This is a genomic window from Microbacterium sp. PAMC22086 (assembly GCF_019443525.1).
In the GTDB taxonomy this organism is placed as follows: domain Bacteria; phylum Actinomycetota; class Actinomycetes; order Actinomycetales; family Microbacteriaceae; genus Microbacterium; species Microbacterium maritypicum.
This window is the reverse complement of the sequence record NZ_CP080380.1, coordinates 1,538,366-1,560,933: the sequence shown is the minus strand read 5'-3', so window position 1 is coordinate 1,560,933 and position 22,568 is coordinate 1,538,366. Positions and strand designations below refer to the sequence as shown.

25 protein-coding genes and 2 tRNA genes are annotated in these 22,568 nt (G+C 68.1%); 16 read left to right on the top strand and 11 right to left on the bottom strand.

The annotated features are described in order from the left end of the window. Positions 1-79 precede the first annotated feature (79 nt). Positions 80-1,384 (top strand): IS256 family transposase, encoded by a 1,305-nt coding sequence (locus tag KY497_RS07905; protein WP_219869856.1) that lies wholly within the window; start codon positions 80-82, stop codon positions 1,382-1,384. Here the strand turns inward: KY497_RS07905 and KY497_RS07900 are convergent. The 6 genes from KY497_RS07900 to galU all read right to left on the bottom strand — a co-directional run bounded on the left by KY497_RS07900 (position 1,370) and on the right by galU (position 4,553). Further along, positions 1,370-1,555 (bottom strand): hypothetical protein, encoded by a 186-nt coding sequence (locus KY497_RS07900; RefSeq protein ID WP_219870221.1) that lies wholly within the window; start codon positions 1,553-1,555, stop codon positions 1,370-1,372. The two genes, KY497_RS07905 and KY497_RS07900, sit on opposite strands and share 15 nt — an antisense overlap. Positions 1,556-1,576: 21 nt before the next feature. Continuing rightward, positions 1,577-1,849 (bottom strand): hypothetical protein, encoded by a 273-nt coding sequence (locus KY497_RS07895; RefSeq protein ID WP_209280954.1) that lies wholly within the window; start codon positions 1,847-1,849, stop codon positions 1,577-1,579. A 97-nt stretch (positions 1,850-1,946) separates the two neighbouring features. Then, positions 1,947-2,019, bottom strand: a tRNA-Ala gene (locus tag KY497_RS07890). Between the two features lie 52 nt (positions 2,020-2,071). Further along, positions 2,072-2,917, bottom strand: coding sequence for a hypothetical protein (locus KY497_RS07885; protein WP_219870220.1), 846 nt, complete (start codon positions 2,915-2,917; stop codon positions 2,072-2,074). Between the two features lie 93 nt (positions 2,918-3,010). After that, entirely contained in the window at positions 3,011-3,622 is a 612-nt protein-coding gene (locus KY497_RS07880; RefSeq protein WP_055865109.1) for a GNAT family N-acetyltransferase, read from the bottom strand. A 43-nt stretch (positions 3,623-3,665) separates the two neighbouring features. Beyond that, positions 3,666-4,553 (bottom strand): UTP--glucose-1-phosphate uridylyltransferase GalU, encoded by an 888-nt coding sequence (galU, locus tag KY497_RS07875; protein WP_031205546.1) that lies wholly within the window; start codon positions 4,551-4,553, stop codon positions 3,666-3,668. A gap of 41 nt (positions 4,554-4,594) precedes the next feature. Here galU and KY497_RS07870 point away from each other — a divergent pair, with 41 nt between their 5' ends. From KY497_RS07870 to mscL, 3 genes are read left to right on the top strand one after another with little or no spacing between them, the layout of a single operon-like run. Next, positions 4,595-5,191, top strand: coding sequence for a 5-formyltetrahydrofolate cyclo-ligase (locus KY497_RS07870; RefSeq protein ID WP_017828900.1), 597 nt, complete (start codon positions 4,595-4,597; stop codon positions 5,189-5,191). Between the two features lie 14 nt (positions 5,192-5,205). Continuing rightward, positions 5,206-5,478, top strand: a complete 273-nt coding sequence (locus tag KY497_RS07865) for an FmdB family zinc ribbon protein (protein WP_017828901.1) — start codon at positions 5,206-5,208, stop codon at positions 5,476-5,478. Positions 5,479-5,502: 24 nt separating this feature from the next. Further along, positions 5,503-5,925, top strand: a complete 423-nt coding sequence (mscL, locus tag KY497_RS07860) for a large conductance mechanosensitive channel protein MscL (protein WP_141385877.1) — start codon at positions 5,503-5,505, stop codon at positions 5,923-5,925. A gap of 87 nt (positions 5,926-6,012) precedes the next feature. Here the strand turns inward: mscL and KY497_RS07855 are convergent, their stop codons facing one another. After that, positions 6,013-6,219: a hypothetical protein gene (locus KY497_RS07855; protein ID WP_017828903.1), complete on the bottom strand. Its 207-nt coding sequence runs from the start codon at positions 6,217-6,219 to the stop codon at positions 6,013-6,015. Next, positions 6,212-9,931 (bottom strand): AAA family ATPase, encoded by a 3,720-nt coding sequence (locus KY497_RS07850; RefSeq protein WP_375140926.1) that lies wholly within the window; start codon positions 9,929-9,931, stop codon positions 6,212-6,214. Before KY497_RS07850 ends, KY497_RS07855 begins: the two co-directional genes overlap by 8 nt. A gap of 178 nt (positions 9,932-10,109) precedes the next feature. Between KY497_RS07850 and KY497_RS07845 the strand changes: the two genes are divergently transcribed. The 3 genes from KY497_RS07845 (at position 10,110) to KY497_RS07835 (ending at position 12,044) form a co-directional block, all read left to right on the top strand. Continuing rightward, positions 10,110-10,637, top strand: a complete 528-nt coding sequence (locus KY497_RS07845; protein WP_055873828.1) for a methylated-DNA--[protein]-cysteine S-methyltransferase — start codon at positions 10,110-10,112, stop codon at positions 10,635-10,637. A gap of 110 nt (positions 10,638-10,747) precedes the next feature. Beyond that, positions 10,748-11,605, top strand: coding sequence for a LuxR C-terminal-related transcriptional regulator (locus KY497_RS07840; RefSeq protein WP_218682195.1), 858 nt, complete (start codon positions 10,748-10,750; stop codon positions 11,603-11,605). A 94-nt stretch (positions 11,606-11,699) separates the two neighbouring features. Further along, positions 11,700-12,044 carry an Lsr2 family protein gene (locus KY497_RS07835; RefSeq protein WP_219870219.1) on the top strand — a complete coding sequence of 115 codons (345 nt, stop codon included), beginning with the start codon at positions 11,700-11,702 and terminating at the stop codon, positions 12,042-12,044. Positions 12,045-12,092: 48 nt separating this feature from the next. Here KY497_RS07835 and KY497_RS07830 read toward each other — a convergent pair whose 3' ends face one another. Continuing rightward, on the bottom strand, positions 12,093-12,740 hold the full coding sequence (locus tag KY497_RS07830) for a MarR family winged helix-turn-helix transcriptional regulator (protein ID WP_081603847.1): 648 nt from the start codon (positions 12,738-12,740) through the stop codon (positions 12,093-12,095). 88 nt (positions 12,741-12,828) lie between these two features. On the opposite strand from KY497_RS07830, the gene idi reads away from it, so the two are divergent. The 9 genes from idi to KY497_RS07785 all read left to right on the top strand — a co-directional run bounded on the left by idi (position 12,829) and on the right by KY497_RS07785 (position 20,837). Then, positions 12,829-13,350 (top strand): isopentenyl-diphosphate Delta-isomerase, encoded by a 522-nt coding sequence (gene idi, locus KY497_RS07825; RefSeq protein WP_055865130.1) that lies wholly within the window; start codon positions 12,829-12,831, stop codon positions 13,348-13,350. A gap of 3 nt (positions 13,351-13,353) precedes the next feature. After that, positions 13,354-14,436 (top strand): polyprenyl synthetase family protein, encoded by a 1,083-nt coding sequence (locus KY497_RS07820; RefSeq protein ID WP_219870218.1) that lies wholly within the window; start codon positions 13,354-13,356, stop codon positions 14,434-14,436. Continuing rightward, the gene (locus KY497_RS07815) at positions 14,433-15,341 is read left to right on the top strand and encodes a squalene/phytoene synthase family protein (RefSeq protein WP_219870217.1); all 909 of its coding nucleotides are present in this window, start codon (positions 14,433-14,435) and stop codon (positions 15,339-15,341) included. The genes KY497_RS07820 and KY497_RS07815 overlap by 4 nt, the downstream gene beginning before the upstream one ends. Beyond that, a complete protein-coding gene (gene crtI / locus KY497_RS07810) occupies positions 15,338-16,939 on the top strand; it encodes a phytoene desaturase family protein (protein WP_219870216.1) in 1,602 nt (533 codons plus the stop codon). The genes KY497_RS07815 and crtI overlap by 4 nt, the downstream gene beginning before the upstream one ends. Continuing rightward, positions 16,939-17,280, top strand: a complete 342-nt coding sequence (locus tag KY497_RS07805; protein ID WP_055873837.1) for a lycopene cyclase domain-containing protein — start codon at positions 16,939-16,941, stop codon at positions 17,278-17,280. The genes crtI and KY497_RS07805 overlap by 1 nt, the downstream gene beginning before the upstream one ends. Continuing rightward, positions 17,277-17,621, top strand: coding sequence for a lycopene cyclase domain-containing protein (locus tag KY497_RS07800; protein WP_055873840.1), 345 nt, complete (start codon positions 17,277-17,279; stop codon positions 17,619-17,621). The genes KY497_RS07805 and KY497_RS07800 overlap by 4 nt, the downstream gene beginning before the upstream one ends. Next, entirely contained in the window at positions 17,618-18,511 is an 894-nt protein-coding gene (locus tag KY497_RS07795; RefSeq protein ID WP_218682191.1) for a prenyltransferase, read from the top strand. The genes KY497_RS07800 and KY497_RS07795 overlap by 4 nt, the downstream gene beginning before the upstream one ends. 26 nt (positions 18,512-18,537) lie before the next feature. Beyond that, positions 18,538-20,724: an MMPL family transporter gene (locus KY497_RS07790; RefSeq protein WP_141385871.1), complete on the top strand. Its 2,187-nt coding sequence runs from the start codon at positions 18,538-18,540 to the stop codon at positions 20,722-20,724. Between the two features lie 40 nt (positions 20,725-20,764). Next, positions 20,765-20,837, top strand: a tRNA-Arg gene (locus KY497_RS07785). 80 nt (positions 20,838-20,917) lie between these two features. Here the strand turns inward: KY497_RS07785 and KY497_RS07780 are convergent. Then, complete coding sequence (locus tag KY497_RS07780) at positions 20,918-21,415, bottom strand: HNH endonuclease (protein WP_017828915.1); 498 nt, start codon at positions 21,413-21,415, stop codon at positions 20,918-20,920. Positions 21,416-21,724: 309 nt separating this feature from the next. After that, positions 21,725-22,480, bottom strand: coding sequence for a M23 family metallopeptidase (locus KY497_RS07775; protein WP_141385870.1), 756 nt, complete (start codon positions 22,478-22,480; stop codon positions 21,725-21,727). Between the last annotated feature and the right edge of the window lie 88 nt (positions 22,481-22,568).

Below are 22,568 nucleotides of genomic sequence, written 5' to 3'. Positions count from 1 at the left end.
GGGTCTGTCGGGAAGTTTGTGTGTGAGGGGTTCGGCGTGATCGGTTCGGCTTCGGTCGTCCGGGAAGATGAATCACGTCATGAACACTGAATTGAAGACACCAACTGAGCAATCCGAGACCGTCGATCTGCGGACCGGGGAGATCCTTCCTGCGCCGCCGGATGTCACTGCGGTCGCGGAGCAACTCGTGGCCGCCGCTCGTGGTCAAGGGATCGAGCTGACTGGCCCGGACGGGCTGCTGACGGGGCTGACCCGGCAGGTACTGCAGTCCGCGTTGGAGGCGGAGCTGACCGAACACCTCGGCTACGACCCGGGCGACCGGGTCGGGAAGCAGACGCCGAACAGTCGGAACGGATCCACGCCGAAGACGGTGCGGACCGAGATCGGCGATCTCACGATCCAGGTCCCGAGGGACCGGGCGGGGACATTCGCGCCGGTGGTGGTGCCCAAGCATCAGCGCCGGATCGCGGGGTTCGACGAGGCGGTGATCTCGCTGTATGCGAAGGGCATGACCACCGGCGATATCGCCAAGCACCTCTCCGATCTCTACGGATCAGACGTCTCTCGTGATCTGGTGTCGACGGTGACCGACAAGGTGCTCGGCGACATGCAGGAATGGCAAGCCCGTCCGCTGGACGTCGTCTATCCCGTGGTTCTGATCGACGCGCTCGTGATCAAGGTCCGCGACGGGCAGGTCGCCAACCGGCCTGTCTACGTCGCTGTCGGCATCGATCTCGAGGGTCACCGTGACGTTCTCGGGTTGTGGATGGGACCGACCGGCGGGGAGGGCGCGAAGCAGTGGATGAACATGCTCACGGAGCTGCGCAACCGTGGTGTCGCCGATGTCTGCATCGTCTGCTGCGACGGACTCAAAGGCCTCCCCGATGCGATCACCGCGATCTGGCCCCTCGCAACGGTGCAGCAGTGTGTCGTGCATCTCGTGCGGAACTCACTTCGATACGCGTCGAAGAAGTACTGGTCCAAGATCACCAGGCAGCTCCGCGAGGTCTATACCGCTCCGACCATCGCAGCGGCCGAGGCGAGATTCGCGGAGTTCGCCGAGCAATGGCGGAGCCTGTATCCGGCGATGATCCAGATGTGGGAGAACGCGTGGGGCGAGTTCGTGCCGTTCCTGAAGTTCCCGCCCGAGATCAGACGCCTCATCTATACGACCAATGGGATCGAGTCGCTCAATGCCAGGTTCCGGCAGGCCACGAGACGCCGCGGGCACTTCCCCAACGAGCAGGCGGCGATGAAGGTGCTCTACCTGACGGTGCTCGAGCGGCGCCCGAATCGCACGAACCCGACCGGGCAGATCGCCGGCTGGAAAGCTATCCTGAACACCCTGTCCATCACCTACGGCGACCGCCTAGGAATCAACTAAGCCGAAGCCCCATACACAAAGGAACGGACAGACCCCCAGCAGGATGCGCTCGCGGGCATGCTCCACCACGAGTTCGATCGGCTCATGGCTGCCGAGACCGAGGAGCTGGAACGCCTCACCACCAACCGCGACCGGCTCGAAAGCGAGCAGGACCGGCTCATGCAGGCGCACTACGCCGACGCGATCCCGCTCTCAGTGCTCAAGCGCGAACAAGACCGCATCGTCGCCGAACTCGACCAGGTGACCCGCCGCATCGACGCCCACTTCGGCGACTACGCCGAGGCCCGCGCCCACCTCGACGACGCCCTCGGCCTGCTCGCCAACTGCGCCGACATCTACACCCGCTGCGACGACACCAACCGGCGGCTGTGCAACCAGGCGTTCTTCACGAAGGTCTTCATCGACGAGGACAACGAGCTGCGGGTCGAGCACAACCGGACCTTCGAGATGCTCCTTGATCCGCAAGTCAACGCGAATGCCCTGACCTGGGCCGCAGACGCCAACAAGGCCCGAACCTCGGCCAGCGTTTCCGTTGGCAAGGGTTCGAGCCTTGTGCGTGGGGTGGACCTAAGGGGATTCGAACCCCTGACCTCCTCGATGCGAACGAGGCGCGCTACCAACTGCGCCATAGGCCCGTGAACGACATCTACGCTATCACGACGGAGAAGCTGTTCGCGCCGCGGACGGTCATCCGGCGGCGCGGCGGGAGAGCAACTCGCGCACGTGCGCTTCGATCTCGGCGTCGTCGACGAAGCCCATCCGCGCATACGGCGATGAGGCCGCAGGCAGGGCCACCGGCGCCTCGGGCGCCATCTGCTCGGCACGCTCGCGAAGAGCAGCGACCCTTGCTGCCTTGCGACGCTGCTCCTGCGCCTCCAGCTGGGCCTGCGCGGCCTGCGCGCGGGATCCCGCCACCGAGACCAGGGGCTCCGGCAGCGGCCGCGGCGTCCACGTCGCCCGTCCCTGATCGTGCAGCTCCGGCGCGACGCGAGGAGCGGCGGGAGCGGCGACGACGTGCGTTGCTCGCGCGACCCGACCGGCGACGGCGGCCATGCGCTGCAGCGCGACACCGGCGACGACGATCGCGGCGCCGCCGAGCCAGAGCAGCAGCGCGCTTCCCGCGGCCAGCAGCTGCCACACACCGAGGCCGGCGAGCACGAGCCCGACGAGGAGAGTACTGGTCGCCGCGACCCGCACACGTCGACGCGCGCGCGCACGACGGATCACGGGATCGGCTCGGGTGGCGGCGAGTTCTTCACGGAGCGCCTCGAGCTCGGCGGCCTCGCGTTCGGACTGCACGCGCTTGGCCAGCTTCTGCTGCGCGAGCGCGGTGCGCGCATTCAACTCGAAGCGCACCTCACCGGGGGTCTCGCTCGTCTCGGCGAGCACGCGCAGGGCTTGGTTCAGCCGCACGGCATTGCGTTCGGCGGCGTTGTACTGGAAGCGGCCCCGCCACGAAGGCAGCAGATAGAGCATCCAGAGCAGCACGGAGACGAGTACGATCACTCCCCCGCTCAGCACCGGCCCATCCATACCGTCCACGCTAAGGGTTGCGAGCGGGCAGCGCCGTACACACGGGCGCGTGTCGCGGCGAGTCCGTGCGGATCCGCCGCCGGAGCACCCGTTTCAGTGCGAGATGCGGTCCGAGGGCGGCACCGTCGCAGCATCGGGCGGCACCTGGCCGCTGAGCCAGCGCGCGAGCACGCCCTGGGGCACGTCTTCCCTGGTCAGAGCGAACGCGTAGTGGTCGCGCCAGTCGCCGTCGATGTGGATGTAGCGACGACGCAGTCCCTCGTAGCGGAACCCCAGCTTCTGGACGATGCGCAGACTCGCGTCGTTCTCCGGGCGGATGCAGATCTCCATCCGGTGGAGCCCGTACTCGGTGAAACACGCATCGGTGGCCATCGCGACCGCCGTCGGGGTGATTCCCCGACCGGCGAACCGCTCGCTCACCCAGTACCCGATCGTGGCCGAGCACAGGGACCCGCGCGAGACTCCCCACACGTTGAGCTGCCCTGCGATCTCGCCGTCGTACTCCATGACGAACGGGTAGCCCGAGCCGTCGCGATACTGCTGGAGCAGCCGTCGGATGCTGAGCCTCATGTCGAACGACACCGAGCCGTACGGGACCGTCGCCTCCCACGGCTGGAGCCACGACCTGTTGGCGAGCAGCTCATGCTGCAGCGGTCTCGCATCCTTGGCACGGACGAGCCGCAGTTCTATGGGTCCGTGTCGCATTCCCGCCGCCAGATCCATGCCGCACCGACGCCCGCAGAGTCGCCTAGAGGCGTTCCGCGAACTCCTTGAGCCAGGGGCGCAGCTCGGGACCGAGGTCGTCCCGGTCTGCCGCGAGCTGCACGATCGCCTTGATGTAGTCGACGCGGTCGCCCGTGTCGTAGCGGCGTCCGCCGAAGATGACGCCGACGACGCCGGGGCCGTCGGGATCGGTCGCGAGCACCTGCAGCGCGTCGGTGAGCTGGATCTCGCCGCCCTTGCCCGGCTCGGTGTGCTCGAGGATGTCGAACACCGAGGCCGGAAGCACGTAGCGGCCGATGACGGCCAGGTTCGACGGTGCGTCTTCCTGGGCGGGCTTCTCGACGAGTCCGGTGACGCGGACGGCGTCGGATCCTTCGAGCGGCTCGACCGCGGCTGCACCGTACATGTGGATGTTGGCGGGGTCGACCTCCATGAGCGCGATCACCGCGGCGCCGGAGCGCTCGTGCTCGGCGATCATGTCGGTCAGCAGCGCGTCGCGCTCGTCGATGAGGTCGTCTCCGAGGAGCACGGCGAAGGAGCTGTCGCCGACGTGGGTGCGTGCACGAAGGACCGCGTGTCCGAGCCCCTTCGGCTCTCCCTGGCGCACGAAGTGGATGTCGGCGAGGTCGCTCGACTTCATCACACGCTCGAGACGCCCGGTGTCGCCCTTCTCCATGAGCCTGACCTCGAGCTCCGGCACGGAGTCGAAGTGGTTGGAGATGGCGTTCTTGTTTCGTCCGATGATGACGAGGATGTCGTCGATGCCGGCGTTGGCCGCCTCTTCGACGACGTACTGGATCGCCGGCTTGTCGACGACGGGGAGCATCTCTTTCGGCATCGCCTTCGTCGCAGGGAGGAATCTCGTACCCAGGCCTGCTGCGGGAATGACGGCTTTGATCTTGTGGTCAGCCATCTTGCCAGCCTAGTGGTGAGCGCCGACGTAGACTCGGAGCCATGTCGAACGACGTCGAACATGCGAAGCGCGCACTCCGCGCCGAACTCCGCGAACGACGCCAGCTCCTCTCCGACACGCAGCGCGAAGCCGCCGCCACGGCCATCGGCGAACGCCTCGACGCCCTGGTCGACGAGCTCGGCGCCCGATCCATCTCGTGCTTCCTCTCCACCACCACCGAGCCGGGCACCCGCGAGTTCGTGACCAGGGCCGTGCGCCGCGGCATCCGCGTGCTCCTGCCCGTCACCCGCGCCGACGGGCTGCTGGACTGGGCTGTCGCCACCGATGACGACGAGGTCACCGAGGGACTCTTCGGCCTGCCGGAGCCCACCGGCGAGGTGCTGGGCCCGATCGCGGTGAACGACGTGGACCTGATGATCGTCCCCGCCGCGGCGGTCGATCGCACCGGCATGCGCATGGGGTGGGGACGCGGCTACTTCGACAAGACGATCGGCTCGATGGAGAAGTGCCCTCCCGTCTACGCCGTGATCTATGATTCCGAGGTACTCGACGAACTTCCGCGAGAGGTGCACGACCAGCCGGTGAACGGCGTCGTCACCCCGTCGCAGACCCTCACCCTGTCGCCACGCCGGCGCTGATCGCAAGGACCCCCATGCCCACCTACGCCTATGCCTGCACCGCGTGCGGACACACTTTCGACGCCGTGCAGAGCTTCGCCGACGACGCTCTCACCGTGTGCCCCGAGTGCGGTGGCGCGCTGCGCAAGCAGTACGGCTCGATCGGTGTGACCTTCAACGGCTCCGGCTTCTATCGCACGGACTCGCGCGCGAAATCCGGGGCTTCGAAGGATGGTTCGGCATCATCGAAGACGGAATCGACGACGAGCGCCAAACCGGCGGCTGCGTCGACTCCGGCCTCTTCCTGAGGCCCCGATCTGTTGGGGGACCCCATGCTCAAAGGTTTCAAGGACTTCCTGCTGCGCGGCAACGTCATCGACCTGGCCGTCGCTGTCGTCATCGGCACCGCTTTCACCGCGATCGTCACGGCTGTCGTCAACAGCATCATCAATCCGCTCATCGCGCTCTTCCTGAAGGCGGATGCGACAGGCAAGTTCGGCATCCAGGTCCCGAACATCTATGGAGAGATGGTGACGTTCCCGATCGGCGAACTGATCTCGGCGATCATCAGCTTCCTCGCCGTCGCCGCCGTCGTCTACTTCGTCTTCGTGCTGCCGATGAACACCTTCAAGGCCCGTGTCGAGGCTCGCAAGGGCACGCCGGCCGAGGAGCCCGAGGAGGAGCCGGCCGCATCGACCGAGTCCGAGCTGCTCGTCGAGATCCGCGATCTGCTCAAGGCACAGCGCGGGGCCTGAGAGCTTCCACTCGCACGACGAGACGCACGGTTCCTCTTCGGAGGGGCCGTGCGTTTCTCGTCGGCGGGCGCAGACGGAGACTCACGCTCAGTAGTGCGGCGGCACGTCCCGCATCAGCTGATCGTCGTTCGGCCCTCTGGCGCCCTTGGGCCGTGTCGGCGGAGGCGACACCTCGGCGGGGCCGGACTCCGGTTCGGGATCGCTTCCCGGCACCGGCGTGAGACGCGCACGTCGGGAGCCGGATACCCGCACGACGCGCTGGCGCGGTTCGGGGGTGTCGGGCTCGTCAGTCATTCCGGGGGTCGACGATGTCGATCGGCTGCGTGTCGTTCTCGGCACGCGGGGCGGAATCCAAGATGCCGAGCACCGCGGCGATCCGCGTCGCGACGGTCGCGGGGTCGCTGTAGAGATCGAAGGCGTGCACCCGCACGTAATGCCAGCCGAGGCGACGCAGCACATGCGGTCGCAGACGCAGGGTCTCCCGCAGCGATTCTCCTCGCGACTCCGGGTCGGACTCGATGACGACCGCCTTGCCGCCGTGCTGCGCGACCAGCGGGAGCAGCCCGCGATAGTCGACATCGACCGAGGCTCCGAGTCGCCGCAGCTCCCGTGCGAGGGCGAGCGTGAGCGGATCGGCGAGATCCTCCAGGCGAGCATCCCTGCTGCGCGCGGCCAGGCCGCCGAGGATCGACATCAGTGTCGCCGCTCCGTGCTCCAGGCGTCCGTCGTCGAAGGACGAGGGGCGGATCGACGACACGAGCACCATCGACCGGCGGGCCCTGGTCATCCCGACCGTGAGAAGTCGCTCTCCGTCGGGAGTGGAGAGATCGCCGAAGTCGCTCAGGACGCGGCCGTGCTTGGTGAGCCCGAACCCCAGCGAGAAGATCACGCGGTCGCGACTCTCGGCGACCGACTCCTCGAGGGTCAGCACCGCGAAGGGTTCGACCGTGTCGCGCCCGACGAAGTCCGCCACATCCGAACGTCCGGCGAACGCCGAGGTGACGGCTGCACGCACGCGCTCGGCGTGACGGGCGCTCGCGGTCACGACCATGAGGGACTCAGCCGGACGGTGCACGGCGTGCTCGACAACGAGGGTCACGACCCTGGCGACCTCGGCATCCGGACTCTCGACCGCGCCGGAGATCGGATCGGGCGTTCCCGTCCCGCCCTCCACGTAGTCGACCGTGAGGCTGCCACGGCCGAGGTACGAACCCGCCCAGGGAAGGGAGACGATCTCGCCGCCATAGAACGCGTCGTTGATCAGTTCCGCGAGGTCCTCACCGCCGGCACGATAGCTGCGGGTCAGGGTCATCACCGGCAGGAGCTCGGAAAGACGCTCGAAAGCCGAGACGTCGTCGAACGGCACCTCGGGCTCCCACGACTCCTCAGGATCCACCGCGATGCGGAAGGGAGTCGGGCGCTGCGTCACCGGGTCGCCGAACGCGACGATCTGGCGCGCGCGACGGATCGCCGGGGCGGCCTCCGCGAGGTTGATCGCTGCGGCGTCGACCAGGATCACGGTGTCGAACTCCACGGAGTCCGGAATCTCCGGGACGAGGTACGGCGACGAGATCCAGACCGGTGCGAGCACATCGACCAGGGTGGGCGCGGCACTGACGACCTGCGCGGTCGTGGTCGCTGACTGCGTCAGCGCACGGCGCAGGTGCTGCGACTGCTGAGGCTCGTCGACGATCGCGATCCGCCACTGGTTGGCCAACTGCCATGCGAGCAGCGGTCCGGCCATGGCGGCATGGGCCTCATCGACCAGGCGGAAGTCCCGTTCGAGGCGGTCGACGACAGCGGTGTTCGCGCCGAGCAGCGCGCGGTTGTCCTGCAGGGCACGCTCGAGGAGGGACTGCCACCAGGCGAATTCGAGCTCCTCCCCCACCTGGGACTCCGCGACATGGCGCACCGAGAGCTCGGCGAGCAGGGGCTCCAGCCCGAGAAGGGCGAGCCGATCGCGCAGCTGAGCGCGCTCGACGAGGTTCTCGAAGACATCGGACTTCGCAGCGAGCCCCGCGAGGGTGCGGACGAGTCGCGCGACCGGGAGCGAGGCCAACGGTTCGCGACGCCCCAGTGCGGCGTCGAGCTCGCTGAGTTCAGCCTCGACCCGCTGCCAGGCCGCGTACACATCGGCGAGACCGAGGGGAATCTCCGGCGCGACGCCGGCTTCGACGAAGCGCTGCCACTGCGTGCGCTGCGCCTGGATCCGCAGAAGCGCCTCGTGCATCTCGATGACATGCACGCCGGGGCGCACGTACTCCTTGGCCAAGCGCCGCAACCGCCGCCTGTTCGCACCCGACAGCCCAGGGGCGTCGCGACGCGAACCGTGCGCCTGGATGAGCTCACCCAGCGGACGCTCGAACACGGTCGGGCTGAAGCGGTCGAGGGAGTCGCGGATGCCCTGCAGCAGTCGCAGGTACTCGCCCAGCTCGTCGATGGTCGCAAACGGGCGCATGTGCGTCTGGGCGATCAGCTCGTAGCCGCGCTCGAGGAGGGCCGGCACGCTGTCGGAGTGCAGGCGACCGGCGAGCTCATGAGCCGCACGAGCCGCTTCGGTGCTGGAGAAGGTCACCCCGTACCAGGGCGAATCGTTCGGGCCGAAGCGGAACTCTCCGAGACGGGCGGCCTGCGCGAGAGCCTCGGCGGCTTCGCTGCGATCCGCGGCGAGACGGCGCAGCGCATCGGGTCCCAGCCGAGCCGTGGTCGACGGCGGCACCGGGAGCGATGCCAGCCGCGTCAGCTGCCTGGTCGCATCGAGCACGGAGGCGTTCAGCCCGGCCACCGGCGCACTGAGCGCCTGGCGGTAGTCGCGAAGGACCGTGCGCAGGCGCACGAGCGCGTCGTCGACCTCGCTGACCTTGGGCGCCGTGGCCTTCTCGTTGCGTCCGATCGCCCTGACCAGGTCGCGCCGCACGCTCGCCGGCGAGATCGCCAGGCTGTCGAGCCCGATCCCGGCGAGTCGATGGCGCACGCCGTCCAGCGTGGAGCGACGGGCGGAGACGACCAGTACCCGCTTGCCGCCGCGCACCAGCTCCCCGAGCGCGTTGATGACGGTCTGCGTCCCCCCGGTACCCGGAAGAGTGGCCACGGTGAGGGAGTGCCCTGCAGCGATACGGGCGAGCACCGCCTCCTGCTCCGCGTCGGCGTCGAGGAGGAGGTTGTCGGATGCCGGAGCGCGATCGTCCGGGCCGATGTGATGAGGGGTGGCGCGCGGGGCGGTGACCTGCTCGCGGTCGCCCACGTGGCCGGCGAGCGCGTTCAGCACCTGATGGTCGAGACTGCCGCCGTCGCGGGACATCACGCCGGACACATCGGCGAACGTCGAGACGACCAGGCGCGGCTCGACCGAGAAGGTGTCGATCGAGCGCGTCAGCGCGCGCAGGCTGTCGATCACGGGCTGCGGTTTGAAGATGCCGCCGTCGTAGGCCAGTGCGGCGAGGGCTACGGCATCGATCGTGAGGCCGAAGTGGTCGCGCGCGATCCGCACGAGTTCCGGGTTCACCTCGAAGGTTCCCTGGAGCTTCAACTCGAAATCGGAGTGGTGGCGGCGGATGGCCAGCGGGCGCAGCAGCACGGGGGCGGCGAAACCTGCGCCGCCGATGCGCCACCGTGCGACGCCCACGGCGAGATGCACCGCTTCGATGCCGCGGACCGTACGCAGTTCGGTGTTCTTCGCCGTGATCCGCTCCGCGGCCAGTCGTGCCGTGCGCAGTCCGACCTCATCACGGAAGAGGTTCGACAGCAGCGTCGACTTCCCGGTGATGAACTGCGGCAGGCTGCCCGGGTGCGCCTTGGAGATGTCGATGCCGGACTCCGGGGTGTCGCGGAAGCTGACCAGCGGCGAGGGGCCGCCGAGATTGGCCGCTTCGGCCCTCAGACGCGTGCGCTCGGCCTCGGCCGCGTGCGCGATGTCGATGCCCGTCGTGGTCCCGTGCAGGTCGCCGATCGGCACAGCAGGGTCCACCGCTGTGTCGTCCGCAGACTTGTCTTCACGTCGCCACACACTGACACCCTAGGCGCGTGACCCGCGGAGGCGCGGTATCCCGGGCGGGTTTCCGCCGAATTCCGCCGTCCGAGAGGCAACCTGCACTCCTCCTGCCCGGTGTGGTAGCCGCTCGCGTTCTCCACCCGGAGCGGCCGGCGCAGGACTCCGAGTCGGATCGGGCGGTCAGGATGGGGGCATGACCTTCCGCTACGACTTCGCGCCGACACCGTTCGGCGATGCTCTCGCGGTGTTCTCCGACGAGGGCATCGTGCGCTTCGACCTCTCCGAATCCGAAGACCCGCGCGTGCCCTGGCTGCTCGAAGGCGTCTCCCGGCAGCTGAGCGCGGTGCCCGAGCCCGACCCCGGTGCCGCCGACGAGCTCGCACACCTGCTCGCCGAGTACTTCGACGGTGAACCGGTGCGCTTCGAGGAGCACATCCGGCTCGACTGGCGACTCGTCGACGGGTTCGCCCTGACCGCGCTGCAGACGATCTGCGACATCGGGTGGGGAGAGACGATGAGCTACGGAGAGGTCGCGGTGCTCGCCGGGCACCCCGGTGCGGCGCGCGCCGTGGGCACGGCGTGCCGCATCACCCCGTTCTCGATCATCGTGCCGGTGCATCGCGTCGTGCGCTCCGACGGGAGCGCTGGTCAGTACGGTGCGCACCCCGAACGCAAGCGATTCCTGCTCGACCTCGAGGCGAGCAGAGCCGCCGGCCGCTGATCTCGTGGGCCCGGCGTGTAGGCCGCCGGGCCCACGCGCATCTCGACGTGAGTGATATCGTCGACGCTACGAAACGGGGAACTGCGTCGTCACCCCGGAAGTAGGTAGTCGTGTCCTCACCCGTCACCCGCGAATCCGAGGCGGATCTCATCGCCAATGCGGTGCGCGAGCTTGCGAGGCGCACGCGCTTCCCGGTCGCGTTCGGCGGCCTCATCGAAGAAGGCGTCGTGAGCGTCACCAGCATCGTCGGTGCGCGCACCCGATCGCTGGACGGTCTGCGCGTGCGGCCGGAACGTGGACTCGGCGGACGGGCGATGATGGAACTGCGCCCCAGGATGACGAGCGACTACGGGTCTTCGCAGCAGATCACGCACGACTACGACGTCTTCGTGCTGGGTGAGGGACTGCGCACTCTTCTCGCCCTTCCGATCGTCGTCCAGGGTCGTTCACGCGGCGTGCTCTACGCAGGAGGCTGGGATGAGGAGCGGGTCGGCGGGGTGACCACCGCTCCCGCCATGCAGGTCGCGCAGTCCGTCGCCGACGAACTGCGCATCCGCGACGAGGTGCAGCGACGGATGCAGGAGGCGCCCCTCGGCGTCGACAGCGTCGCACCGGCGCACCGGGAGGAACTGCGTCAGAGCTTCGCGGAACTTCGCAGCATCGCCGCCTCTGTCGACGACGTCGATATCCGCGCGAGGATCGCGCACGTCGAACGCCGACTCATGACGCTCGTGGGAAGCACATCCGCGCCGGCGACAGGCCCCATCCCCACGGTCCGCCTCTCCCCCCGCGAGACCGATGTGCTCGCGTGCGCGGCGCTCGGTTCGACGAACGCGGAGATCGCCGCGCAGCTCGGCCTGCGCGAAGGCACGATCAAGGCGTACCTCGGAACCGCGATGTCGAAGCTCGATGCTTCCACGCGTCATGCGGCTGTCACCAGAGCGCGGCGTGCGGGACTTCTTCCCTGACCACAGGGAATTGATTTATTGCTTCGCGTGAATACCATTGCGCTAATGATTGTTCCGACTTGTCGCATTTCGTCCTGACGGGTAAAGTCCCCGTATGGCAAGACGAATTGTGCATCAGCTGGTAGACGACATCGATGGCAGCGTCCTGGAGGTCGGCGAGGGCGAGACTGTACATTTCTCGCTCAACGGCGCCGCTTATGAGATCGACTTGAACTCCGCGCACGCCGATGAATTGCGCAAGGCCCTCGAGCCTTACGTGACTGCGGGGCGAAAGGCCGGCTCCTCGAGCGCTCCTCGCACCTCCGCGGCTCGGAAGCGGCCCGCGCGCAACCCCGAGGTCGCAGCCATCCGCGCCTGGGCGAACGACAATGGGCACAAGCTCTCCGAGCGCGGTCGCATTCCCGCACAGGTCGTGGACGCATACAACGCCGCACACTGACCTCGGTCGCAATTAAGCAGCACTTCCGCCTGCACCGGCAGGCGGGTATTAAGCGCCTCCCTGCAACCAGGGTTCGTCGCGGAGCGTGATCTCTTCTGTCATATCCATGAGGAATCGGATCACGACTTCCCTTTCGGCAGGCGCGAGTCGGGCGGCAGAATAGAAGCGCTTCGCCTGCTGCCGTCCGACGGTTTCCATCGCGGCATGACGCGTCTGCGCGGTGATGTTGATCTGCAGCGCCCTGCGATCCGTCGGGTGCGGGGCACGCGTGATGTGCCCTCCCTGTTCCAGACGGTCGAGAAGCTTGGTCGTCGCCGCGGTCGAGACCCCCAGGTGATGCGCGATCCCTCCGGGCGTCGCCACCAGGTTCCGGTTCGCGCACACGATCAGATAGTGCAGCGCGCGCATGTCGGTCTCGTTCAGGCGCATGTATCGACGCGATGCCTGGGAGAGCGTCTGCTCCGCCTCGCGCAGTCCGGCGAGCGCCTCCATGACCCTCGAGATCTGCTTGAGCTCCTCCGGCGAGACGCCGGTCCGGTCGATCAGGACACTGCGAGGATCGCTCGCCTCGACGTCGTAGATGGCCGAATGGGTCAACCCGTCCGGGGCCGCCCCGGATGACCGCGATCCTTCGCCTGCGACGGGGAGCGAATCCTGCGCACCCGCGTGCGGGGTGGTGCCGGGCTCCGTGTCCATGCGATCATGTTACACACCAACAGTTTCATGCTAAGTTGACTACTCACCAAGTTAGCTAAATGGAGAAGCTTCAGAACAGGGAGATGCCATGGACGACGTGACCCTCCTCGCGGAAGACGGGACAGCCATCGGCACCCTTCCCAAGAGCGAAGTCCATACCCACGACACTCCCCTGCACCTCGCCTTCTCGTGCTACGTCCTCGACCGCGAAGGACGACTGCTGCTGACGCGCCGAGCACTCTCGAAGAAGACCTGGCCCGGTGTCTGGACGAACAGCTTCTGCGGGCATCCTCGGCCCGACGAGGCGATGTCCGATGCCGTGCGTCGACACGGCGCCGGCGAGCTCGGCCTGCAGCTCTCCGAGATCCGGATGATCCTCCCCGATTACCGCTACCGCGCGGTGGATGCCAGCGGAATCGTCGAGAACGAGATCTGCCCCGTGCACGTCGCGGTCTTCGACGGCGAACCCGCCGCCAACCCCGACGAGGTGTCCGAATGGACGTGGGTCGCCGTCGGTCCGCTCGTCGAGGCCGTCACGCATGCGCCCTTCGCCTTCAGTCCCTGGCTGGTCGAGCAGCTCCCGCTGCTGCGGCGGCTCGGCGAGGTGTGAGAGATGAGCACGACGACGACGGAAGAATCGCTGGGGACACGGATCGAGCAGGCCCTGCGACACCGCTTCTCCGAGCGGAGCGCCGCCGCCGAACGGTACGGGAGCGAGTTCGTCGGACTGTGGCGGGCGGCTGAGGAGCACGCTCTCGGTGGAAAGCTCATCCGCCCGCGTCTGCTCCTGGACCTCGCGCGTGCTTTGGCACCTGCCCCTCTGACCACCGACGAGATGCGCTCCGCCATCGATGTCGCGGCCCATGTCGAGCTGCTCCACTTCGCCTTCCTCCTGCACGACGACGTCATCGACGGCGATCTGATGCGGCGGCGGCGCCCCAATCTGATCGGTGCGCTCGTCGCAGGACGCCCGGCGGGCCCGACCGAACCCGCCCTCCACTGGGCGCGCTCGAGCGCGATCCTCCTCGGAGACCTGCTGCTGTCGTCGGCGGTGCTGGGATTCGCGCGGGCGGGCGTCACGGACGAGGCCCGCGAGCGTCTGCTCGGCCTACTCGAGGAGACGATCTTCGAGACCGTCGCCGGTGAGCACGCCGATGTGGCACTCAGCGACGGCATCATCACCCCCGATCTGCGGACGATACTCTCCACGAGCGCGTACAAGACCTCGACGTACTCCTTCGTGCTCCCGCTGCGGGCGGCCGCGGTGCTCGTCGGCTCGTCGACCGCGGCAGAAGATCACCTCGCCGTGATCGGCCGGCACCTCGGCCTCGCCTATCAGCTGCAGGACGATCTGCTCTCCGTGTTCGGCGACCCCGATGAGCACGGCAAGGACCCGTTCTCCGATCTGCGGGAGGGCAAGGAGACCGCGATCATCGCCTACGCGCGTATGACCAGCCAGTGGGACGGGATCGAGCTGCACTTCGGTAGAGCCGACCTCAACCCCACGGACGGAGCAGCTGCCCGCGATCGACTGCGCGAATGCGGCTCGGAGAGCTTCGTGCGAGGCCTGGTGCGGGAGCACCTCGAGTCGGCGGACGCCGCACTGCGCGAGGCGGAGGCCGCCGGGCTGCTCCCGGCAGCGGCCGGGGATGCCATCCGCGCACTCGCGTCCCGAGTCGGAAGCCGCAGCCGATGACCGCGAACTCGGCCGGCCACAGGGACGACACCGCCCTTCGTCGCTTCAACCGCACGGCGGAGATCGCGACGACCGATGTGATCCGCACCTATTCGACGTCGTTCGGGCTCGCCACCCGTCTTCTCGGAAAGCGCCATCGCCAGCACGTGCGCAACATCTATGCCATGGTGCGCATCGCCGATGAGATCGTCGACGGCGTGGCCGCCGAGGCAGGGCTGGACGTCGCCGCGCAATCGGCCGCCCTCGATTCCTACATCGCCGAGACTCATCGATCGATGCGCAGCGCCTACAGCAGCGACCTGATCCTGCATGCGTTCGCACGGACCGCACGGGAGTGCGGGATCGGCGAGGACCTGACACAGCCGTTCTTCGATTCGATGCGCGCGGACATCGAGGAAGACGCCGGCTTCGCCGCCTACGACATCGACGCCCATGCGGCGTACGTCTACGGCTCCGCCGAGGTCGTGGGTCTCATGTGTCTGCAGGTCTTCCTGCGCGGGGTCGAGCGCACGCCCGAAGAGCTCGAGACCCTGCGCCACGGTGCACGCCAGCTCGGTGCGGCGTTCCAGAACGTGAACTTCCTCCGAGACCTCGCAGACGACACCGACCGACTCCACCGCGGCTACCTCGGTGGGACCGCGCGTCTGACGGATGCCGATCGGGACGCATGGGTTGCGACCGTGTTCCGGCAGCTGTCCGACGCCCGCGACACGATCCCGCTGCTGCCGAAGGACGCCCGTGCGGCGGTGCGCAGCGCCCTGGCTCTGTTCGCCGCGCTCACCCGACGTGTGTCCCAGACACCTGTCGACGTCCTCTACCGACGCCGCGTGCGCGTTCCCGATCCGATCAAGGCCGCACTCGCCACCCGCGCCGTCCTCACCACCGCGATGGAGCGCGACCGATGAGCCGGGTCGTGGTCATCGGTGCAGGAGTCGCCGGTCTCGCGACAGCGGGCCTGCTCGCTCGGGACGGGCACGAGGTGGTCGTGCTCGAGAAGAACGACCGCGTCGGCGGACGCGCGGGGACGATCGAGCGCGACGGCTTCCGCTTCGACTCCGGCCCCTCGTGGTACCTCATGCCCGAGGTCTTCGACCACTTCTTCGCGATGATGGGCACCTCGACCGCGGAGCAGCTCGACCTCATCCGCCTCGACCCCGGCTACCGGGTGTTCCGCGCCCCGGACGCGACGGATGCCGACCGCTCCCCCGTGACGGTGCCCGCCGGACGCGAGCAGGTCACTCGGCTCTTCGAAGAACTGGAGCCCGGCTCCACAGCGGAGCTCGACTCCTACCTCGACTCCGCGCAGCATGCCGGAGCGATGGCGCAGAAGTACTTCCTCTACAACCCGTTCACCCGCATGCGCTCGCTCCTCGCACCAGAGGTGCTCCGGGCGCTGCCTCGCCTCGCCACCCTGCTCGGAACGCGGCTGCAGTCCTTCGCTGCCCGACGCTTCACGCACCCCGTGGTGCGCCAGATCCTCGGCTACCCCGCGGTGTTCCTCGGAACCGACCCCCGAAGCGCGCCGGCGATGTACCACCTCATGAGCGCGCTCGATCTCGACCAGGGCGTCAGCTATCCGCAGGGCGGTTTCTGGCGTGTGATCGAGCGGATCGAAGCGCTGGCCCTCGACGCGGGGGTACGGATCATCACCGAGGCGAACGTCACCGGAATCCGCACGCAGGACGGCGCCGACGGCACCCGTGTGACGGGTGTCGGCTGGGTCGACGGCGCCGGTTCCTCGCACATCGAGAGCGCCGATGTGGTGGTCTCCGCGGCCGACCTGCACCACACCGAGACCACTCTGCTCCCGCCCTCGCTGCAGACCTACCCCGAGTCGTGGTGGGCGCGGCGCACCAGTGGACCGGGCGGCGTGCTCGTGATGCTCGGCGTGCGCGGCGCGCTCCCCGAGCTCCCACACCACTCCCTGTTCTTCACCGACGACTGGGACGCGAACTTCGACGCGATCTTCGGGGCCGCCCCGACCGTGCCGGACCCGGCGTCGATCTACGTGTGCCGCCCCAGTGCCACGGACCCCGAGGTCGCGCCCGCCGATCACGAGAACCTGTTCGTGCTGATCCCGGTACCCGCGGACGTCGATCTCGGACACGGTGGACCCGACGGAGAGGGATCACCCGCGATCGAACGCGCAGCGGACGCGGCGATCGATCAGGTCGCGACCTGGGCCGGGATCCCCGATCTCCGCGACCGCATCGTGGTGCGCGAGACGAAGGGTCCCGCCGACTTCCGCGACGACTACCACTCCTGGCACGGCGGCATGCTGGGGCCCGCGCACATCCTCTCGCAGAGCGCGATGTTCCGTGCTCAGAACACGTCGAAGCGCGTGCAGGGTCTGTTCTACGCGGGTGCCACCACCGCGCCGGGTGTCGGTGTCCCGATGTGCCTGATCAGTGCGGAGATCGTCCTCAAGCGCATCCGCGGCGATCACTCCCCCGGTCCGCTCCCCGTCCCCCGCACCTCACCTGCGGGGACAGAGGCGTCCTGATGGGCGTGGTGTACCTGGCGGCCCTTCTCCTGTCGCTGGGCTGCATGCTGCTGCTGGACTGGCGATTTCGACTCTTCTTCTGGCGCGATGCGGTATCGGCTGCGGTGGTGACGGCCGTCGGTCTCGTCTTCTTCCTGATCTGGGATGTCGCCGGCATCGCCAACGGGATCTTCTTCCGGGGCGACGGCATGATCGCGACGGGATTGGTGCTCGCGCCGGAGCTGCCCCTCGAGGAACCGATCTTCCTGCTGTTCCTCGTGGTGTGCACCATGATCATCTACACCGGAGCAGAACGGGTGCTGACGCGGCGCCGCAAGCAGGCGGAAGGCGGCGGGTCATGACCTATATCCAGCTCTCCGCGTGCTTCGTCGCCGTCGCCGTCCTCGGCGGCATCGGGCTCGCGTTCGCATCCCGCGGAAAGGGCCCGCGACCGCTCGCCGTCGTGCTGACCGTGATCGTGCTGTTCCTGCTCACCGCGGCCTTCGACACCGCGATGATCGCAAGCGGCCTCTTCCACTACGCGCAGGACCCGCTGCTCGGGGTGCACATCGGACTGGCTCCCATCGAGGACTTCGCGTACCCCCTGGCGGGCGCGCTGCTCCTTCCGGCCCTGTGGACGGCGATGCGCGCCCGGCGGCGAGTGCAGGATCGTCGAACGCTCGAACAGGAGGAACGACGATGAGCACTGCCGCAGCCCCGTCGAACAGCATCGGACGCGACATCGCCCAGATCGTGCTGTCGTCGCGTCCGATCAGCTGGATCAACACGGCCTTCCCGTTCGCCGCCGCGTATCTGCTCAGCACACGCGAGATCGATCTGACGCTGGTGATCGGCACGCTGTACTTCCTCATCCCCTACAACCTCGCGATGTACGGGATCAACGATGTCTTCGACTACGCCTCCGACCTCGCGAACCCCCGCAAGGGCGGGATCGAGGGGGCCCTCCTCGCACCCCGCATGCACCGGACGACGCTCTGGGCGGCGGCGGTGACGAACATCCCCTTCCTCGTCTACCTCGTGATCGTCGGGAATCCGGCGTCCTGGCTCTGGCTGACGGTCAGCGTGTTCGCCGTGATCGCGTACTCCGCCCCCGTCCTGCGCTTCAAAGAGCGCCCGTTCCTCGATTCCATCACCTCGAGCACGCACTTCGTGAGTCCTGCCATCGTCGGCCTCGCCCTCGCCGGGGCGCCGGCGACCGCCGCCACGGTCATCACGCTCAGCGCCTTCTTCCTCTGGGGCATGGCCGCACACGCCTTCGGTGCCGTGCAGGACATCGGGCCCGATCGGGAGGCCGGGATCTCGTCGATCGCCACCGTCATCGGAGCGCGCGCGACCGTACGCCTGTCCCTCTCCCTGTGGGTGATCGCGGGCGCAGCCATGCTGCTGACGCCCTGGCCGGGCCCGCTCGCCGCGGCCCTGGCTCTGCCCTACGTCGTGAACGCGGCTCGGTGGTGGAACGTGACCGATGAGACCTCCGGCTCCACGAACCGCGCCTGGCGACGTTTCATCGCCCTGAACTACTTCGCCGGTTTCCTCGCCACGATGATCCTCATCCTCGCGTGGATCTCCTGACCCGCAGCACACCCGAAAGGAACCCGATGTCCCGCCGCGAACCGACGCCGACCCCGTCCACGAGGGAGCGTTCACGACGACACTCCTGGGTGCGCGTCTTCCTTCCCGTGGCCCTGATCCTCGTGTGGCTGGTGGGCGCATCGCTCGGCGGACCCCTGTTCGGCAAGGTCGACGAGGTCTCCTCCAACGAGCAGACCACCTACCTCCCCGAGTCCGCGGATGCGACCCAGGTGCAGAAGCTGCTGGGCGAGTTCAACGACAGCGACTCGATCCCGGCCATCGCCGTATTCACCTCCGACGAGAAGCTCACCGCTGCCGAGCTCGACGCGATCTCCGGTGCCGTCGCGGACGCGCCGAAGGTCGAAGGCGTCGGCGAAGACGTCTCTCCCGCACTCCCCTCGGATGACGGCCGCGCGGTGCAGGCCTTCATCCCGATCGACTCCGACGCCGAGCTCGCGGACGCGACGAGCGCTCTCGGGGAAGAGCTGCGCGCTGCGGTCCCTGACGGGATCACGGTCTACATCACGGGACCCGCGGGGTTCAGTGCCGACCTGGTGGCGGGCTTCGCCGGTATCGACGGCCTACTCCTGGGCGTCGCGCTCCTCGCCGTGCTGGTCATCCTGGTGCTGGTGTATCGCTCGTTCCTCCTCCCGTTGGTCGTGCTGTCCACCAGCCTCTTCGCCCTCTGCGTCGCGCTGCTCGTGGTGTGGTGGCTCGCGAAGTTCGAGATCCTGCTGCTCAGCGGCCAGACGCAGGGAATCCTCTTCATCCTGGTGATCGGGGCTGCCACCGACTACGCCCTGCTGCTGGTCGCGCGCTTCCGAGAAGAGCTGCGCGTCTCACAGGACAAGGGCACCGCGATCATGGCGGCGTGGAAGGGCTCGGTCGAGCCGATCGTCGCATCTGGCGGCACGGTGATCGCAGGGCTCCTGTGCCTGCTGCTCAGCGATCTGAAGTCCAACAGCACGCTCGGGCCGGTCGCGGCGATCGGCATCGTGTTCGCGATGCTCTCCGCCCTGACGCTGCTGCCGTCACTGCTGCTGCTCTTCGGACGCGCCGTCTTCTGGCCGCGACGCCCGCGCTTCGAGCCGGAGGTCGTCGCCGCAGAGCACGGCATGCGCACCACGGGTCTGTGGGCGCGACTCGCCGGCTTCATCAAGCGCCGTCCGCGCGTGATCTGGATCGTGACCACGCTCGTCCTGCTCGCGGGAGCGGCGGGAGTCACCCAGCTCGATGTGGACGGCGTGCCGCAGTCCGACCTGGTCCTCGGTGCATCGGAAGCGCGCGATGGCCAGGTGGCGCTCGGCGAGCACTTCCCCGGCGGATCCGGCAGTCCGGTCTACGTCGTCGTCGCCGAGGACCAGCTGCAGGACGCCGCTGACATCCTGCTCGCGAACGACGGCGTCGACGCGGTCTCCGTGACCTCCGCCGACTCCCCGAGTGGCTCGGCCCCTGTGACCGCAGACGGGATCATGGCCGTGGGCCCTCCCGGAACGCCGGTCCCCGAGCCGACCACGGTGAAGGGCGACGTGCTCCTGCAGGGCACTCTGACCGATGCGGCGGACTCCGAGGCCGCAGCCTCCACGGTGCGCGAGCTTCGCGGCGAGCTCGACGGCGTGGATGCCCGGGTGGGAGGAGTCACGGCGACCTCGATCGACACCAACGACGCCTCGATCCACGACCGGAACCTCATCATTCCCGTCATCCTCGTGGTGATCATGTTCATCCTGATGCTGCTGTTGCGCTCTGTCCTCGCGCCCGTGCTGCTGATCCTCACCACGGTGCTGTCCTTCGGCACGGCGATGGGGGTGTCGGCGCTCGTCTTCAATGGTATCTTCGCCTTCCCCGGTGCCGATCCCGCAGTTCCTCTCTTCGGGTTCGTCTTCCTCGTCGCGCTCGGCATCGACTACAACATCTTCCTGATGACGCGAGTGCGCGAGGAGTCGAAGGCGCATGGGACGCGGGAGGGCATCCTGCGCGGGCTCTCGATCACCGGCGGCGTGATCACGTCGGCGGGTCTCGTGCTCGCCGCGACCTTCGCCGCGCTGTCGGTGATCCCGATCCTGTTCCTGGTGCAACTCGCCTTCATCGTCGCCTTCGGTGTGCTCCTGGACACCTTCGTCGTGCGTTCGCTGCTGGTCCCGGCGCTGACCTACGACATCGGCAAGGCGATCTGGTGGCCGTCGAAGCTGTGGCGGCGCGGGAAGGACTGAGACGTGGCGGCGTGCATCCGGTCGCTTAGACTGGATGCACGCCCACGTAGCTCAGGGGATAGAGCAGCCCTCTCCTAAAGGGCAGGTCGCAGGTTCGAATCCTGTCGCGGGCACGACGTCGAAGAGAAGAGGGGCCGCCCGAAAGGGTGGCCCCTCTTCGTCGTCTCAGGCCCTCGTCAGCGGGTCCGCGGCGTCAGGCGGCCAGAGCGAGGTACGGCTCCCATCGCGGGTCGCTGCGTTCGGTTCCGCGCACGGTCCAGGCGGTGCCGTGCGGCGGTCGAGGGGTGAAGCGCAGCTGCCAGCGCATCTCCTGCGGCGTGCGATCACTCTTGACGTTGTTGCAGCGCAGGCAGCACGCGACGAGGTTCTCCCAGGAGTCCGCTCCCCCGCGCGAGCGCGGCAGCACGTGATCGATCGTCGATGCCGCCTTCCCGCAGTATCCGCAGCGGTGGTTGTCGCGGCGGAGCACGCCGCGCCGGGTGACCGGCACACGCCTGCTCGTCGGGACCCGCACGTAGCGGGCCAGGATGATGACCGCCGGGCGATCGTAGACGCCGTGCGTGCCCCAGACGGGGTCTTCCTCGATCCGTTCGATCACGGTCGCCTTGTCGTTCATCACCAGCACCAGGGCTCGTTTGAACGACACGATCGCCAGCGGTTCGTATCCGGCATTCAGGACCAGTGTGCGCATTCGTCATCCTCTCGATCCGCCGGGACGGCTTCCCGGCACTCTCGACTCACACGAGGTCGTGCAGGAGGCAGATCGATCGCGGGGACGAAAAAAGGCGCCGTCTAGAGACAGCGCCTTTCGCGCACGGCAACGCCGTGGCATCCCTGCGGGCTATGCAGAAGGACGTGACGACCGAGGGCATCCATGGTTCGGATGCTCGGTATTCGCTCCATCAGCCTCTCCCACCTGTACGACAACGGGATCAGGCTAACCCATCGCGCTGGGTGCAGGGCGAAACAGCGGGTGAATGGAGTGAGGCGTGTCCGGAAATCAGCCGGCGTTGACCGAGAGCCAGGACATGGGCTCCACGAGTCCGCCGTTGATCCAGACCTCGAAGTGGAGGTGGTTGGCGGTCGAGCGGCCAGTGCTGCCGACGTAGCCGATCAGCTGCCCGGCGGAGACCGACTGCCCCGCCTGCACCTGACGCGAGCCGTAGAGCATGTGGCCGTAGGTGGTCTGCACACGCTGTCCGCCGACGACGCTGTCGAGCATCACGGCAACGCCGTAGCCGCCGATGCTCTCGGCGGAAGCACGGACGACGCCGCCGGCGGCCGCATAGATCGGCGTACCGGCCGGAGCGAGCATGTCGGCACCGTTGTGCGCACCACCCACCGTGCGACTGACGTTCCACGAACCCATGGGAAGCGGATAGCGCACCTCACCGGAACCCGGCGAGGTGAGCGCGTAGCCCGCGGTGTTGAAGCGGGAGGAGGCGGTCCCTGCGGTGGAAGCGGCGGAAGCGGCGGCGGCTGCACGTGCTGCGGCCGCCTCTTCTGCCTTCTTCTTCTCGATCTCCTCGGGGGTGGTCGCGCTGAAGGTGCCGCGAGCGAGGGGTGCCGCAGTGGCCTGCGAAGCGACGACGAGAGACTGCGCGTCGACGGCCGCGAGCTGCTGAACAGTCGTCGGCGCGGCTTCGCTCGGCTTCGCCGAGGCGAAGGCGGGCAGCGCGATTCCGGCGACCAGTGCACCGACGGCTCCGAAGATGGCGATGGATCGGAGTGGCTTGACGGCCTTGCGAGCACTCATGCGCGCACCGGATCGGCGGGCGGGTACTCGGTCTTCAGATGTCTTCTTCGCGGGCGGTTCGATGTCTGCGGCCAAAACTTGGTCCTCC